Origin of the sequence: Pseudomonas sp. AOB-7 (assembly GCF_003696305.1) — a bacterium.
Classification (GTDB): Bacteria; Pseudomonadota; Gammaproteobacteria; order Pseudomonadales; family Pseudomonadaceae; genus Aquipseudomonas.
Map to the genome: position 1 here is coordinate 127,649 of NZ_RFFK01000002.1, position 14,099 is coordinate 141,747.

General features: G+C 69.1%; 13 protein-coding genes. 9 read left to right on the forward strand and 4 right to left on the reverse strand.

The window, feature by feature from the left end; genetic code table 11:
* The first annotated feature begins 122 nt into the window (after positions 1 to 122).
* The 6 genes from EA796_RS23635 to EA796_RS05060 all read left to right on the forward strand — a co-directional run bounded on the left by EA796_RS23635 (position 123) and on the right by EA796_RS05060 (position 6,682).
* Entirely contained in the window at positions 123 to 836 is a 714-nt protein-coding gene (locus tag EA796_RS23635; RefSeq protein WP_371921459.1) for a methyl-accepting chemotaxis protein, read from the forward strand.
* A 98-nt stretch (positions 837 to 934) separates the two neighbouring features.
* Complete coding sequence (locus EA796_RS05040; protein ID WP_122107773.1) at positions 935 to 1,852, forward strand: MoxR family ATPase; 918 nt, start codon at positions 935 to 937, stop codon at positions 1,850 to 1,852.
* On the forward strand, positions 1,852 to 2,805 hold the full coding sequence (locus EA796_RS05045) for a DUF58 domain-containing protein (RefSeq protein WP_122107774.1): 954 nt from the start codon (positions 1,852 to 1,854) through the stop codon (positions 2,803 to 2,805). Before EA796_RS05040 ends, EA796_RS05045 begins: the two co-directional genes overlap by 1 nt.
* A complete protein-coding gene (locus tag EA796_RS05050) occupies positions 2,802 to 4,787 on the forward strand; it encodes a DUF3488 and DUF4129 domain-containing transglutaminase family protein (protein WP_122107775.1) in 1,986 nt (661 codons plus the stop codon). The genes EA796_RS05045 and EA796_RS05050 overlap by 4 nt, the downstream gene beginning before the upstream one ends.
* A gap of 220 nt (positions 4,788 to 5,007) precedes the next feature.
* Positions 5,008 to 5,778: a CHAD domain-containing protein gene (locus EA796_RS05055; RefSeq protein WP_122107776.1), complete on the forward strand. Its 771-nt coding sequence runs from the start codon at positions 5,008 to 5,010 to the stop codon at positions 5,776 to 5,778.
* Positions 5,779 to 5,884: 106 nt separating this feature from the next.
* The gene (locus EA796_RS05060; RefSeq protein ID WP_122107777.1) at positions 5,885 to 6,682 is read left to right on the forward strand and encodes an acyl-CoA thioesterase II; all 798 of its coding nucleotides are present in this window, start codon (positions 5,885 to 5,887) and stop codon (positions 6,680 to 6,682) included.
* A gap of 1 nt (position 6,683) precedes the next feature.
* On the opposite strand, the gene EA796_RS05065 is transcribed toward EA796_RS05060, so the two are convergent.
* From EA796_RS05065 to EA796_RS05075, 3 genes are all read right to left on the reverse strand, one after another.
* Positions 6,684 to 7,046 carry an Mpo1-like protein gene (locus EA796_RS05065; RefSeq protein ID WP_122107778.1) on the reverse strand — a complete coding sequence of 121 codons (363 nt, stop codon included), beginning with the start codon at positions 7,044 to 7,046 and terminating at the stop codon, positions 6,684 to 6,686.
* Positions 7,047 to 7,147: 101 nt separating this feature from the next.
* Positions 7,148 to 8,617 carry a methyl-accepting chemotaxis protein gene (locus EA796_RS05070; RefSeq protein WP_122107779.1) on the reverse strand — a complete coding sequence of 490 codons (1,470 nt, stop codon included), beginning with the start codon at positions 8,615 to 8,617 and terminating at the stop codon, positions 7,148 to 7,150.
* An 85-nt stretch (positions 8,618 to 8,702) separates the two neighbouring features.
* A complete protein-coding gene (locus EA796_RS05075; protein WP_122107780.1) occupies positions 8,703 to 9,530 on the reverse strand; it encodes a TatD family hydrolase in 828 nt (275 codons plus the stop codon).
* A gap of 228 nt (positions 9,531 to 9,758) precedes the next feature.
* Between EA796_RS05075 and EA796_RS05080 the strand changes: the two genes are divergently transcribed.
* Complete coding sequence (locus EA796_RS05080) at positions 9,759 to 11,174, forward strand: transglycosylase SLT domain-containing protein (RefSeq protein WP_122107781.1); 1,416 nt, start codon at positions 9,759 to 9,761, stop codon at positions 11,172 to 11,174.
* A gap of 105 nt (positions 11,175 to 11,279) precedes the next feature.
* Positions 11,280 to 11,714: a DoxX family protein gene (locus EA796_RS05085; protein WP_003240729.1), complete on the forward strand. Its 435-nt coding sequence runs from the start codon at positions 11,280 to 11,282 to the stop codon at positions 11,712 to 11,714.
* A 63-nt stretch (positions 11,715 to 11,777) separates the two neighbouring features.
* On the opposite strand, the gene EA796_RS05090 is transcribed toward EA796_RS05085, so the two are convergent.
* Positions 11,778 to 12,713, reverse strand: coding sequence for a LysR family transcriptional regulator (locus tag EA796_RS05090; RefSeq protein WP_122107782.1), 936 nt, complete (start codon positions 12,711 to 12,713; stop codon positions 11,778 to 11,780).
* Between the two features lie 142 nt (positions 12,714 to 12,855).
* Here EA796_RS05090 and EA796_RS05095 point away from each other — a divergent pair, with 142 nt between their 5' ends.
* The gene (locus EA796_RS05095) at positions 12,856 to 14,085 is read left to right on the forward strand and encodes an acyl-CoA dehydrogenase (RefSeq protein ID WP_021446006.1); all 1,230 of its coding nucleotides are present in this window, start codon (positions 12,856 to 12,858) and stop codon (positions 14,083 to 14,085) included.
* Positions 14,086 to 14,099: the final 14 nt, after the last annotated feature.

Here is a 14,099-nt window from a genome sequence, read left to right on the forward strand (position 1 = left end):
GCCGTCTGCAGGGCGGGGTGACCCAGCTGTCCAGCTCGGCGCAGTCGCTGTCGACGGTGACCGAGCAGACCCGCCAGGGGGTCAACGGGCAGAAGCTGGAGACCGATCAGGTGGCCACCGCCATGAGCCAGATGACCGCCACCGTGCACGAGGTGGCGCGCAACGCCGAGGCCGCCGCGGTTTCCACCGAGCAGGCCGATCGGCGCGTCGACAGTGGCAGCCAGGTGGTGCGCCAGACCCTGCAGCGCATCGACCAGCTGGCCGGCGCGATGGACGCCACCACCGCCAGCATCCAGCGCCTGAGCCAGGACACCCAGCGCATCGACGCGGTGCTGGAGGTGATCAAGAACGTCGCCGAGCAGACCAATCTGCTGGCGCTCAACGCCGCCATCGAGGCGGCGCGTGCCGGCGAGCAGGGCCGCGGCTTCGCCGTGGTCGCCGACGAGGTGCGCGCCCTGGCCAAGCGCACCCAGCAGTCCACCGCCGAGATCGAGGCGCTGATCGCCGCGCTGCGCGAGGGCAGCCGCCGCGCGGTGGCCGACATGGCGCAGAGCGCCAGCCTGGTGAGCCAGACGGTGGAGGGCGCCAACCAGACCGAGGGCGCGCTGACGGCCATCGCCGAGGCGGTGGCGCGGATCTTCGAGATGAACCAGCAGATCGCCGCGGCGGCCGAACAGCAGACGGCGGTGGCCGAGGAGATCAACCGCAGCGTCACCTCGATCCGCGATATCGCCGATCAGTCGGCCAGCGCCATGGAACAGACCGCCGCCTCGAGCATCCAGCTGGCCGAGCTGGGCCGCGAGCTGCAGGGCATGGCCGGGCATTTTCGTCTGTAAGGGCGGGCGCGCTCACAGTTTCGTCAGCAAAGATTGCATAGCACTTTGCCGCACTTGAGTGGCCCAGTAGCATCGGCGGTCTGCATAAGGAGCCAACGATGCGAAGCAAACTGGACGCCTGCCTGGACTCGGTCAATCAGGTGCTGCTGGGCAAGGAGGCGCAGGTGCGCCTGGCGCTGACCTGCCTGCTGGCGCGCGGTCACCTGCTGATCGAAGACCTGCCCGGCATGGGCAAGACCACCTTGAGCCATGCTCTGGCGCGGGTGCTGGGGCTGAGCTTCCAGCGTATCCAGTTCACCTCCGACCTGTTGCCCGGCGACATCCTCGGCACCTCGGTGTTCGACAAGGACAGTGGCCAGTTCGTCTTCCACCCCGGGCCGATCTTCGCCGAGCTGGTGCTGGCCGACGAGATCAACCGCGCCACGCCGAAGAGCCAGAGCGCGCTGCTCGAGGCCATGGAAGAGGGCCAGGTGACCATCGAGGGCGCCACCCGACCGCTGCCCGAGCCGTTCTTCGTCATCGCCACGCAGAACCCGGTGAGCAGCGGCGGCACCTTCGCCCTGCCGGAGTCGCAGCTGGACCGTTTCCTCATGCGCCTGTCGCTGGGTTATCCGGCCCAGGCGGCGGAGAAGGCGCTGCTGCTGGGCGACGCGCGGCGCGAGCTGCTGCCGCGGCTGCAAGCGATTCTCGACCATGCCGAGCTGGCCCGGCTGCAGGCCGAGGTGCCCAGGGTGCGCGCCAGCGATGCGCTGATCGATTACGTGCTGCGCCTGGTCGAGGCCACCCGCAGCCAGCCGCAGTTCGCCTGGGGCCTGTCGCCGCGCGCCAGCCTGGCGCTGCTGGCCGCGGCGCGGGCCTGGGCGCTGCTGGCCGAGCGCGACTACGTGATCCCCGAGGACGTGCAGGCGGTATTGCCGTCGGTGGTCGGTCACCGCCTGCGCGAGCGCGCCGACCCCACCGGCCACGGCGGCGGCAGCCTGGTGCAGTGGCTGCTGCGCGAAGTGCCGGCGCTCTGATGCGTGCCGCGCTGAAACCGCTGTGGGGCCGCTGGCTGGCGCGGCGCATTCCGCCGGCGGCCAGCGTGCGGCTCAATCAGCGGCGCATCTTCATCCTGCCCACTCGGGTCGGCGCCGCCTATGGCCTGGCCCTGCTGCTGATGCTGCTGGTCGGCATCAACTACCAGAACAGCCTGGCCTACGGCCTGACCTTCCTGCTGATGGCGGTGTTCGTGGTCGCCATCCTGCACACCTATCGCAACCTGGCCGGGCTGGTGCTCAAGGCCGGCGGTGGCGGCGCGGTGTTCGTCGGCGAGCAGGCGCGCTTTCGCGTGCGTCTGGAAAGCCGCGAGCGCGAGCACCAGGCCGTGGCCTTGGGGTGGCCGCCGGCCGAGCTGCTGGCGCGCGACGTGCCGCGCCAGGGCCAGGCCGAGCTGGAGCTGAGCCTGCCGGCGCAGCGCCGCGGCTGGCTGCGCCCAGGCCGGCTGCGGGTGGAGAGCCGCTTTCCCCTCGGCCTGCTGGTGGCCTGGAGCTGGGTCGATCTGGATCAGGCGGTGCTGGTCTATCCGCGGCCGCTTGCGGGCGAGCTGCCGTTGGCCGCCGGCCTGGGCGCCGAGGACGAGGAGGGCATGCGCGCCCGCGGCCAGGGCTCCGACGATTTCCAGGGCCTGCGCGACTACCAGCCGGGCGACTCCAAGCGGCGCCTGGACTGGAAGGCCTACTCGCGCGGCCAGGGCCTGCTGGTCAAGGAGTTCGCCATGCTCGGCGGGCGCGACCTGTGGCTGGACTTCGAGCAGTTGGGCGGCGATGCGGAGCTGCGCCTGTCGCTGCTCTGTCACTGGGTGCTGCAACTGGCGGAGCGGCAACAGGCGTTCGGCCTGCAGCTGCCGGGGCAGGTGATCGCCCCGGACTCCGGCGAAGGCCATCGCGACGCCTGCCTGCGCGCCCTGGCGCTGTTCGGTGAGCCGGCATGAGCACACTGCCGGGCATTCCGCGCATTGCCCTGACCTGGCTGCTGGTGGCCCAGGTGCTGGTGATCCTGCCGCATCTGGTGCACCTGCCGCTGTGGATGGTCGCCCTGTGGCTGGGCGCCGCCGCCTGGCGCGTGCAGATCTTCCGCATGCGCGCGCGCTACCCCAACGGCTGGGCCAAGGGCGGTCTGATGCTGCTGGTGCTGGCCGGCGTGCTGCTGTCGCGCGGCACCCTGGTGGGGCTGGACGCGGCGGTGGTGCTGCTGATCGCCACCTTCGTCCTCAAGCTGGTGGAGATGCGCAGCCGGCGCGACGCCCTGGTGCTGATCTTTCTCGGCTTCTTCTGCGTGGTGACCGCCTACCTGTTCGACGACGGCATCCTCGCCGCGCTGTACAGCCTGCTGCCGGTGACCGCGCTGCTCGCCGCGCTGGTGGGGCTGCAGCACAGCGGTTTCGCCGAGCGGCCCTGGCCGACCCTGCGCCTGGCCGGCGGCCTGCTGCTGCAGGCGCTGCCGCTGATGGTTCTGCTGTTTCTGTTCTTCCCGCGCATGGGCCCGCTGTGGTCGCTGCCGATGCCCAGCGACAAGGGCGTCACCGGGCTGTCCGACAGCATGGAGCCGGGGGAGATCGCCGAGCTCAGCCGCTCCTCGGCGCTGGCCTTTCGCGCCAGCTTCGACGGCCCGATACCGGAGCGCCACGCGCTGTACTGGCGCGCCTTGACCCTGGAGCGCTTCGACGGCCGGCGCTGGTCGCAATCCAGCTACGCCGAGCTGCCCGCGACGCCGCAGTGGCGCCAGGCGGGCGAGCCGCTGGACTACAGCATCGTCATGCAGCCCAGCGGCAAGCCCTGGCTGTTCGCCCTCGACGTCGGCGAGCTCGCGCAGGGCGACAGCCGCATGATGAGCGACTTCCGCTGGCAGCGGCGGCGCCCGGTGGATCGCCCCTTGCTCTATCAGGTGCGCTCCTGGCCGCAGGCACTGCGCGAGGCGGACGCCGAACCGCCGGCGTTGCGCCGCGCGCTGCAACTGCCCGAGCAGGGCGATCCGCGTAGCCGCGCCTGGGCCGCCGAGCTGCAGCGTCAGCATCCGCAGGCCGATGCGTTGGTCGCCGCGCTGCTGCAGCATTTCAACCGCGAGCCCTACGTCTACACCCTGCGCCCGCAGCCGCTGGGCGCGGACAGCATCGACGACTTCCTGTTCAACACCCGCCGCGGCTTCTGCGCCCACTACGCCGGGGCCATGACCTTCGTCCTGCGCGCCGCCGGCATTCCCGCGCGGGTGGTGGCCGGCTACCAGGGCGGCGAGCTCAACCCCGGCGGCAACTACATCCAGGTGCGCCAGTTCGATGCCCACGCCTGGGTCGAGTACTGGCAGCCAGGCCGCGGCTGGCGCAGCGTCGATCCCACCTTCCAGGTGGCGCCGCAGCGCATTGAGCAGAGCCTGGAGGAGGCGCTGGCCGAGGAGGACGGTTTTCTCGACGACCAGCCCTTCTCGCCGCTGCGCTACCGCGAGCTGGCCTGGCTCAACCAGTTGCGCCTGAGCTGGGAAAACCTCAACTACGGCTGGCAGCGCTGGGTGCTGGGCTACCAGGGCGAGCAGCAGTTGCAGCTGCTGCAGCGCTGGTTTGGCAGCCTCGACTGGCAGCGCCTGGCGCTGGCCCTGGTCGGCAGCGGCACGCTGCTGCTCGGCCTGCTGGCGCTGTGGTTGCTGAGGCCCTGGCAGCAGCGTCGCGACCCGCAGCGCCAGGCCTTCCGCCGCTTCGAGCAGCTGCTGGCGCGGCACGGCGTGCGGCGCCAGGCGGGCGAGGGGCCGCGTGCCTTCGCCGAGCGAGCGGGTCGCGAACTCCCGGCCCAGGCCGCAGCGATCCAGGCCTTTGCCCGCTGTTTCGAGGCCCAGCGCTACGCCGGCCAGCCCCCCTCGCGGGCGGCCCTGCGCCAGGCGCTGGGTGAGTTGCGCAGGGCTTTGCCCTGGCGCCTGTTGCGCTAGGGCGCGGTCTCGCAATAATCACCTGGGGGTGCGCCGTGCGCTGTGCGCACCGCGAGCGACGGGATGCCCGGTGCGCATGGCCTGGGCGGCCCCGCGACAGCCTACGAGCCGGCGTCAGCGCAATATGCTGCTGCGACGGCGCGTGGGGTGGATGACGCTCTTTTCATCCACCCTTGGTCCGGCAGTGGTGAATGACCGATCCGAGTAAGGGGACGTGCGTATGAAGGGGTTCGTCGAGCGGATTCTGGCCCGGGTGCTGGCGTTGCAGGTGCGTCTGTACGCCTGCCAGGCGCGTCTGGCAGGCGCCACCGACGCGGAAGCCCTGCACGATCTGCGCATCGCCCTGCGCCAGCTGCGCAGCCTGCTGCGACCCTTGCGCGGTTTGCCGGCGGTGGACGCGCTGGAGCAGGGCGCCGCCGTGCTGGGGCGCCTCAGCGGGCCGTTGCGCGACCGCGAGGTGCTGACGGCCGAGCTGCGTCGCCTGGGGCTGAGCGAGTTGGCCCAGGCCGGCGAGGCGCGGCGGGTCGCCGGACATGCCGCCGTCGCCGCCAGTCGCGAGCTGGCCGACTTGCAGCTGCTGCTCGATGCCTGGCCGGGCAACTGGCGCCAAGCCGCAGCCGAGGGCCAGCTGCGCGGCGTGGGCAAGCGCATCCGCCGCCGTTTGCGCCGTCAGCAGCGCCAGCTGGCGCGTGCCCTGCGCGACCCGGCGCACGACCGCCACCGCCTGCGCCTGCTGATCAAGCGGGTGCGTTACGCCGCCGAGGCCTATCCGCTGCATAGCGGCCTGGACGCCGCGACGCAGGGCCGGTTGAAGCACGCGCAGAGCGAGCTGGGCGACTGGCACGATCACCTGCAATGGCTGGCGCAGAGCGATTCCAGCGAGGCCCTGCAGTCCTGCCGCGCGGCCTGGTTGCAGGCCCAGGCGGCAGCCGAACGGCGCGCGGACGAGGCGCTGCTGGCGCTGCATGGCGACTTCCTGCTGGATAAATAAGGCGACATTTTCGCCGGAACTATGGCCGAATAACCATCCTTTCGGCCTATCGTTCGGCCTCCACCATCCCCTAAGATCGACGCCATCTATCGTTTGCGAGGTGGCTATGACCTTTTCCGAATTGCTGCAGGCCGTGCGTACCAACCCCGAGGCGCTGGTGATTCCGTCGCTCTGGGGCCAGGGGCGCGCCAGTTTCGGCGGCCTGGTGGCGGCGCTGGCCTTCGAGGCCATGCGCGCCAAGGTGCCGGCAGGGCGCCCGGTGCGCTCGCTGGCCATCACCTTCGTCGGCCCGGTGGCGGCGGACGTGCCGGTGAGCTTCCAGGCCGAGGTGCTGCGCGAGGGCAAGGCGGTCAGCCAGCTGTGCCTGCGCGCGGTGCAGGACGGCCAGGTGGTGACCATGGTGCAGGGCAGTTTCGGCGCCGCGCGGGCCTCGGCCATCGACGTGGCGCCGCTGCCGGCACCGCAGATCGAGCCGGCCGAGCGTTGCCAGGAGCTGCCGTACCTGCGCGGCGTCACCCCCGAGTTCACCCGCTTCCTGGCCATGCGCTGGGGCATCGGTGGCATGCCCTTCACCAACAACCCTTCGCGGCAGATGGGCGGCTGGGTACGCCTGCGCGGCGAGACCGAGCCGCAGGCACTGAGCGAGGCGCATCTGCTGGCGCTGGTCGATGCCTGGCCGCCGGCGGTGCTGCCGCATTTGAAGAGCCCGGCGCCGGGCAGTTCGCTGACCTGGACCATCGAGTTCGTCCAGCCGCTGCGGGAGCTGAGCACCGAGCACTGGTGCCTGTACCGCGCCGAGATCGAGCACGCCCGTGACGGCTACGGCCATATCGCCGCAGCGCTGTGGAGCCCGGCGGGCGAGTTGATCGCCATCAGCCGGCAGACGGTGACGGTATTCGGCTGAATCAGTGCCGCTTGCGCCGGCGCCAGGCGCGCCACCAGGCGCCGCTGAAGAGAAAGCGCGGGAAGGTCACGCACTGTTCCAGCAGCAGGCGTTTGACCGCATCGCGCTTGCCGGCGAAGGGCTCCGGCGCCTGCTGCTCGAAGCGGTGACCCTGGCGCTGCAGGGCGAGGGCGGCCAGCAGGCCGATGGTGCCCAGTGCCAGGGGTACGAAGCCCAGACGCCACAGGCCGATCAGTAACAGCGCGGCCGACAGCAGAAACAGCGGCACGGCCAGCAGGTGCAGCAGCAGGTTGGTCGGGTGCCGGTGCTGCTCGGCGTAGTGGCGCCATTGCCAGGCCAGCAGGTTGGGGCGGCGTTTGCTCATGCTGCATTCCTCTGGGTCATGCAGCGAGTCTGGGCCGGCCGCCTGGGCCCCGGCGAATTGCCCCTGGCTATGGTGCAGATAGGCTCAAACCTAAAGGCCTGCTATAGGCGCAGCTGGCGGATCGCCTGGCTCAGCTCGCCGGCCAGCTCGGCCAGTTGCTGGCTGGTGGCGGCGGAGTCGAGGGTCTGGCCGACGGTCTGCTCGGTGACGTCGCGGATGCCCACCACCGAACGGCTCATCTCCTCGGCCACCTGACTCTGCTGGGCGGCGGCCACGGCGATCTGGGTGTTGCTGTCGCGTATCAGCGCCACCGCGGCGGTGATCGCCGCCAGCGCCTCGCCGGCTTCCTGCGCCAGCTGCACGCAATGGTTGGCGCTGTCGGAACTCTCGCGCATGAACTCCACGGCGTCGCGGGTGCCGGCCTGCAGGTTACCGATCATCTGGGTGATTTCGTCGGTGGAGTCCTGCACCCGCTTGGCCAGGTTGCGCACCTCGTCGGCCACCACGGCGAAACCGCGGCCCATATCGCCGGCACGCGCCGCCTCGATGGCGGCGTTGAGCGCCAGCAGGTTGGTCTGCTCGGCGATGCCGTGGATTACCCCGACCACTCGGTTGATGTGCTGGCTGTCCTCGGCCAGGCGCTCGATAGTGCCGGCACTCTGCTGCACGCCGCGCGACAGCCCGGCGATGGACTGCTCGACGCGACCGACCGCGGCCTGGCCTTCGCGGGCCAGCTGGTCGGCGTTGTGCGACTGGTCGCGGGTGCTGCCGGCGTGTTCGGCGATGTGCTGCACGGTGGCCGACATCTCATTGATCGCGGTGGCCGCCTGGTCGGTCTCGCTCTGCTGGTCGAGCATGCCCTGGCGCACCGCGCCCATGCGCTCGGCCATGCTGCGGGTGCCGCTGTCCAGTTCGGCGGCGACCTGGCCGACGGTGCCGACCACACGCTGGTAGCCGGCCTGCATGGCGTTGAAGGCGGCGGCCATCTGGCCGACCTCGTCGCGGCCCTCCAGCGGCACGCGCAGGGCCAGGTCGCCGCTGCGCTCGACCTGCAGCATCACGTCCTTGAGGGTGTTGAGGTGGCTGAGCAAAAAGCGGATCAGCAGCTGCGAGGCGGCCAGAAGCAGCAGCATCAGTCCGGCCACGGCGCCGGCGTAGGCCAGTGCGTGCTCGGCGAACAGCTGGCGCAGGCCGGGCGCGCGGGTCAGCAGGGCCAGGCGGCGACCGTCGCTCAGGGTCACCAGCTGCGCGCCGATCAGCGGGGATTCGCTCAGCCATGCGTCGTGCGCCAGCGCCTGCCAGCCGCTGGCGTCGGCCTGACCCAGGGCGCCGGGCAGGCGTTCGCCATCTTGCAGCGTGCGCAACTGCGCGAGGGCCGGTAGCGCCGCCTGCGCCGGCCAGTGCGCCAGCAGGCGCGCCTGCTCGGCCGCGGCCTGGCGGGCATCGACGGCACGTGCGCGTTGTTCGGTATGCAGGGCGAACAGCACCAGCAGCAGGCTGGTGGCGAAGGCCACGGCGTTGACCGCCCAGAACTTGTACTTGAGGGAAATATCGCTGATCCAGGCGCCCATGCTTTGTAGTGTCCGCGTACGACAGCCGCTATTGGCCAAATGCCAGCAGTGTCGTCGAGGCCCGGAGCGCAAGTGTTGACCGGGATCAAGACTCCGCTGCGGCGCGCTCCGGCAGTGGCGGCAGGGCGAAGAAGGCGCGGGCGCAGGCGGTGGTTTCGGCGGCCAGCTGCGCCTGGCTCTGGCCGCGGTGCAGCGCCACCTCGCGCAGCACTTCGCCAAGGAAGGCCGGCTCGTTACGGCCGTTTTTCGGCTTGGGTCGCAGGCTGCGCGGCAGCAGGAAGGGCGCGTCGGTCTCCAGCATCAGACGGCCGCTGGGGATGTCCTTGAGCAGCGGATGCAGGTGGGTGCCGCGGCGCTCGTCGCAGACCCAGCCGGTGATGCCGATATGCAGGTCGAGATCCAGATAGGCGTAGAGCGCCTGGCGCTCGCCGGTGAAGCAGTGCACCACCGCCGCCGGCAGCCGGTCGCGAAAATCGCGGAGTATCTCCAGCAGGCGCTGGCTGGCCTCGCGCTCATGCAGGAACACCGGCATATTCAGCTCGGCGGCCAGCGCCAGCTGCTGCTCCAGGGCCTTCTCCTGCAGCGGTCTGGGGGAGAAATCGCGGTCGAAGTCCAGTCCGCATTCGCCCACTGCGCGCACCTCGGCTTCGCCCAGCAGGGCCTTGAGCCTGTCGGCGCTGGCGCCGTTCCAGCTGCTGGCGTCGTGCGGATGCACCCCGGCGGTACTGAACAGCCGCTCGCCGCTGCCGTCCAGCCGTCGGCACAGCGTCAGGCTGGCTTCGCTTTCGGCCAGACTGGTGCCGGTCAGCAGCATCTGGCAGACGCCGGCGGCGTAGGCGCGCGCGAGCAGGGCTTCGGCCTGCGCGGCGAGGCTGGGATGGGTCAGATTGACGGCGATATCGATGAGTTGCATGGTGCCACCTGGTCTGGGCGAAGGGGGAGCATAGCAGAAGCATTCCGTTCGTCAGAAAGGCAATTAGAAACAATAAGTTGGCGACGCTTTTTAAGATTGATGCAAGGTTGCGGGCTGGCGCCGCCGGCGCCAGCTGTGCGACCCTCCGCGCCCCGCGCGAAGCTTGGGAACTTGTTTCGCGGGTTGTGCTCTGAGTCCGGCGGCCTGCCGCCCATCCCTGGAGAATCGATGTCGCGATTGCTGTTGATCCTGTGCCTGCTGGCCCTGCTGCCGCTACCGGCGAGCGCGCGCCTGATCGGCCCGCCGGAAGTCGGCACTCAGGCCCGCAGCGCCCGCGACCTGCCGGCGATCCGCAGCAGCGGCGAGCTGCGCGTGCTGGTCAACCAGAGCCGCAACAGCTCGGGCTCGGTCAAGGGCCAGAGCATCGGCGTCGAGTACCACCGCCTGCGCGCCTTCGAGCAGTACCTCAACCGCAACGCCCGCGACGGCCGCAGCCTGCGCCTGAAGATCATCCCCAAGGCCAAGGACCAGCTGCTCGGCGCCCTGCAGCGCGGCGAGGGCGATCTGGTGGCGCCGGGCGAGCTGCTCAACGTGCGTGCCGGGCGCGACGTCAGCGCCAGCGCGGCGATCCGTCGCGAGGTGCCGCTGGTGTTGGTGGCGAAGCAGGGCAACCGGCATTACCGCAGCCTCGAACAACTGGCCGGGCGCAGCCTGTCGCTGCCGGCCGGCAGCGCGGTGGGCGAGGCGCTGCGCAAGGTCAACCAGCAACTGGCGGCGCGCAAGCTGCCGCCGATCGTGGTGGAGTGGGTCGACCCCAGTCTGGCGGTGGAGGACGTACTGGAAATGGTCCAGGCCGGCATCTTCGAGCGCACCGCGGTGGAACTGCCGATCGCCGAGCGCTGGGCCAAGGTGATGCCCAAGCTCAGGGTGGACAGGCACCTGGTGCTGGCGCGCGACGGCGACATGAGCTGGTTCGTGCGCCCGGATGCGCCGATGCTGCGCGCCAGCATCGACCGCTTCTTCAGCGGCTACCAGAACCCGGCTGACCAGGACGCCGCCTTCCAGCGCGTCTACCGGCGTCTGTACAAGGTCCATTCGCCGCTCGGCCGCACCGAGCGCCAGCGCCTGGAGCGGGTGCGCCCGGTGCTGCAGCAGCATGCCGAGCGCCAGGGCTTCGACTGGCTGCTGCTGGCGGCGCTGGCATTCAAGGAGTCGACCCTCAACCCCTCGGCGCGTGGCGCCAGCGGTGCCACCGGGCTGATGCAGATCACCCCGGCGGCGGCGCGCGCCGTCGGCGTGAGCAATATCGCCAGCCTGGACGGCAATGTGCTGGCCAGCAGCAAGTACCTGGCGATGATCCGCCGCACCTTCTTCAACAGCCCGCAGCTCAACGAGCGCGAGCGCATGGCCTTCGTCCTGGCAGGCTACAACCTCGGCCCGCAGCGGGTGCAGAGCCTGCGCGCCGAGGCACGCAGGCGCGGCCTCAATCCCAATCAGTGGTTCTTCCAGGTGGAGCGGGTGGCCATGGAGCAGATGGGCATGGGCGTGGTGAGTTATGTGAATGCGGTGAATAAGTACTACCTTGCTTATGACCGTGAGCGCTATTTGCTCGAACCGCATAGACAGCGCCTGACGGCCAACTAAATATCTATAAATTCGATATTAATTAGCGTTTTTTTGCTGTTTTTAAATCGAATTAATTGGTTATTCTGTGCGCCATCAACTCCCACACACGAAGGAAGCGCTGTAATGAACAACCTGATCAAGAGCATCACCGCCACCCAGGCCGGCTTCGGCATCACCATCCTGCGTATCGTCGCCGGTATCACCTTCGCCGCCCATGGCGCGCAGAAGCTGTTCGGCTGGTTTGGTGGCTATGGTCTGGACGGCGTGGCGCAGTGGATGGAAAGCATCGGCCTGACGCCGGGCTACCTGATGGCGCTGGGGGCCGGTAGCGCCGAGTTCTTCGGCGGTGTGGCGCTGATCATCGGTCTGCTGGTACGCCCGGCTGCGGTGGTGCTGGCGGTGACCATGCTGGTGGCCATCTTCACCGTGCACTTCGCCAACGGTTTCTTCATGAGCAACAACGGTTACGAGTTCGCCCTGGCGCTGCTGGCCATCAGCGTGGCGCTGGTGTTCGAAGGGGCCGGCAAGCTGTCGGTGGATGGCAAGATCGCTCGCTGATTCAATCCGGCAACAACGAGAAGGCCCCCACATGCGGGCCTTCTTGCGTTCAGCTGCGAGCTTTCAGGCCGTAGCGGCTTGCTCGGCCTTTTTCTCCTGCGCGGTGACCTGCTGGGCCAGCTCGATCATCTGCTCGCGCATCCAGCGGTTGGCCGGGTCCTGATCGGTGCTTTCGTGCCAGTACAGATGGGTTTCCAGCGCCGGCACGTCGCCGACCGGCAGCGTCACGTGATGCAGGTGATGACGGCGGGCGAAGCGCTCCGGCACGGTGATCACCATATCGGTCTGCAGCATCACGCTGCTGGCCATCAGGTAGTGCTGCGAGCGCAGGGCGATCTTGCGCTGGATGCCCATCTTGCCCAGGGCCAGATCCACGTAGCCCAGACCGCTGCGGCGGCTGGAAATATGGATGTGGGTCAGCGACAGGTACTCGTCGAGGCTGATCTTGTCCTTGGCCAGCGGGTGGCCTGGGCGCATGGCGCAGACGTAGCGGTCATCGAGCAGCTTGACGTGGCGCACCTGCGGGTCGGTGTTGAGCGGCGCGTCGACGGCGAAGTCCAGGCGCCCGGCGGCCAGCTCCTTGGTGGTTTCGCGGCGTTTGGCCAGAAAGCTCTCGATGCACACGTTCGGCGCCAGGCGGCGCAGGCGCTGGAACAGCGGCGGCAGGAGAATCTGCTCGGAGAGGTCGGTCATGCTGATGCGGTAGGTCTTGTTCGCCTGCTGCGGGTTGAAGGTGCGGCTCTCCTGCACCGATACACGCAGCAGCTGCAGGGCATTGCGCACCGGGCCGATGATGTTCTGCGCCATCGGCGTCGGCACCATGCCCTGGGCGGTGCGCACGAACAGCGGGTCGTTGAAGGTCTCGCGCAGGCGGGCCAGGGCGTTGGACACCGCCGGCTGGGTGATGCCGACGATCTGCCCGGCACGGGTCAGGTTGGCCTCGGTGTAGATGGCGTCGAAGACGATGAAGAGGTTCAGATCCACCTTGGTCAGGTTCATGCCGGATGCGCTCCAGGGCTGTCGATATCAATCGATCATATATCGGTTATGAATGTTCATACACACTAAAAATAGGTTCGATAAATCTTAGGCGCTGTTCTAGCATCTTTTCCACAACCGCACAGCCAAGAAGGTAGCCCCCATGGATTTCGCCTACTCCCCCAAGGTTCAACAGCTGCGTGAGCGCGTCACGGCGTTCATGGAAGCGCACGTCTACCCGGCCGAAGCGGTGTTCGAACGGCAGGTGGCCGAGGGCGACCGCTGGCAGCCCACCGCGATCATGGAAGAGCTGAAGAACAAGGCCAAGGCCGAGGGCCTGTGGAACCTGTTCCTGCCCGAGTCGGACTACGGCGCCGGCCTGAGCAACACCGAGTACGCGCCGCTGGCCGAGATCATGGGTCGCTCGCTGATCGGCCCGGAGCCGTTCAACTGCGCCGCGCCGGACACCGGCAACATGGAGGTGCTGGTGCGCTACGGCAACGAGGCGCAGAAGCGGCAGTGGCTGGAGCCGCTGCTGTCCGGCGAGATTCGCTCGGCCTTCGCCATGACCGAGCCGGGTGTGGCCTCGTCCGACGCCACCAATATGCAGGCCAACGCCCGCCGCGAAGGCGACGAGTGGGTGATCAACGGCCGCAAGTGGTGGACCTCCGGCGCCTGCGATCCGCGCTGCAAGGTGATGATCTTCATGGGCCTGACCAACCCGGACGCGCCGCGCCACCAGCAGCATTCGATGATTCTGGTGCCGATGGACGCCCCCGGCGTCACCGTGCTGCGTCCGCTGCCGGTGTTCGGCTACGACGACGCGCCGCACGGCCACGCCGAGGTGCTGTTCGAGAACGTGCGGGTGCCCTACGAGAACGTGCTGCTCGGCGAGGGGCGCGGCTTCGAGATCGCCCAGGGTCGCCTCGGCCCGGGCCGCATCCACCACTGCATGCGTTCGATCGGCATGGCCGAACGGGCCCTGGAGCTGATGTGCAAGCGCGCCGTGAGCCGCACCGCCTTCGGCAAGCCGCTGGCACGCCTGGGCGGCAATATCGACCATATCGCCGACTCGCGCATGGAGATCAACCAGGCGCGCCTGCTGACCCTCAACGCCGCCTACATGATGGACACCGTCGGCAACAAGATCGCCGCCAGCGAAATCGCCCAGATCAAGGTGGTGGCGCCCAACGTGGCGCTCAGGGTGATCGACCGGGCGATCCAGATGCATGGCGGCGCCGGGGTCTCCAACGACTTCCCGCTGGCCTACTGGTACGCCATGCAGCGCACCCTGCGTCTGGCCGACGGCCCGGACGAGGTGCACCGCGCCGCCATCGGCAAGTACGAGATCGGCAAGTACGTGCCGCGCGACGTGATGAAAGCCAGCCGCTGAATCAGGCGCTGAAA

Coding starts and splice junctions, on each gene's coding strand:
- EA796_RS05050 (WP_122107775.1), top strand. CDS start 2,802: ATGAGCACACTGCCGGGCATTCCGCGCATTGCCCTGACCTGGCTGCTG.
- EA796_RS05055 (WP_122107776.1), top strand. CDS start 5,008: ATGAAGGGGTTCGTCGAGCGGATTCTGGCCCGGGTGCTGGCGTTGCAG.
- EA796_RS05065 (WP_122107778.1), bottom strand. CDS start 7,046: ATGAGCAAACGCCGCCCCAACCTGCTGGCCTGGCAATGGCGCCACTAC.
- EA796_RS05095 (WP_021446006.1), top strand. CDS start 12,856: ATGGATTTCGCCTACTCCCCCAAGGTTCAACAGCTGCGTGAGCGCGTC.
- EA796_RS05045 (WP_122107774.1), top strand. CDS start 1,852: ATGCGTGCCGCGCTGAAACCGCTGTGGGGCCGCTGGCTGGCGCGGCGC.
- EA796_RS23635 (WP_371921459.1), top strand. CDS start 123: ATGAGCCAGATGACCGCCACCGTGCACGAGGTGGCGCGCAACGCCGAG.
- EA796_RS05070 (WP_122107779.1), bottom strand. CDS start 8,617: ATGGGCGCCTGGATCAGCGATATTTCCCTCAAGTACAAGTTCTGGGCG.
- EA796_RS05085 (WP_003240729.1), top strand. CDS start 11,280: ATGAACAACCTGATCAAGAGCATCACCGCCACCCAGGCCGGCTTCGGC.
- EA796_RS05060 (WP_122107777.1), top strand. CDS start 5,885: ATGACCTTTTCCGAATTGCTGCAGGCCGTGCGTACCAACCCCGAGGCG.
- EA796_RS05075 (WP_122107780.1), bottom strand. CDS start 9,530: ATGCAACTCATCGATATCGCCGTCAATCTGACCCATCCCAGCCTCGCC.
- EA796_RS05040 (WP_122107773.1), top strand. CDS start 935: ATGCGAAGCAAACTGGACGCCTGCCTGGACTCGGTCAATCAGGTGCTG.
- EA796_RS05080 (WP_122107781.1), top strand. CDS start 9,759: ATGTCGCGATTGCTGTTGATCCTGTGCCTGCTGGCCCTGCTGCCGCTA.
- EA796_RS05090 (WP_122107782.1), bottom strand. CDS start 12,713: ATGAACCTGACCAAGGTGGATCTGAACCTCTTCATCGTCTTCGACGCC.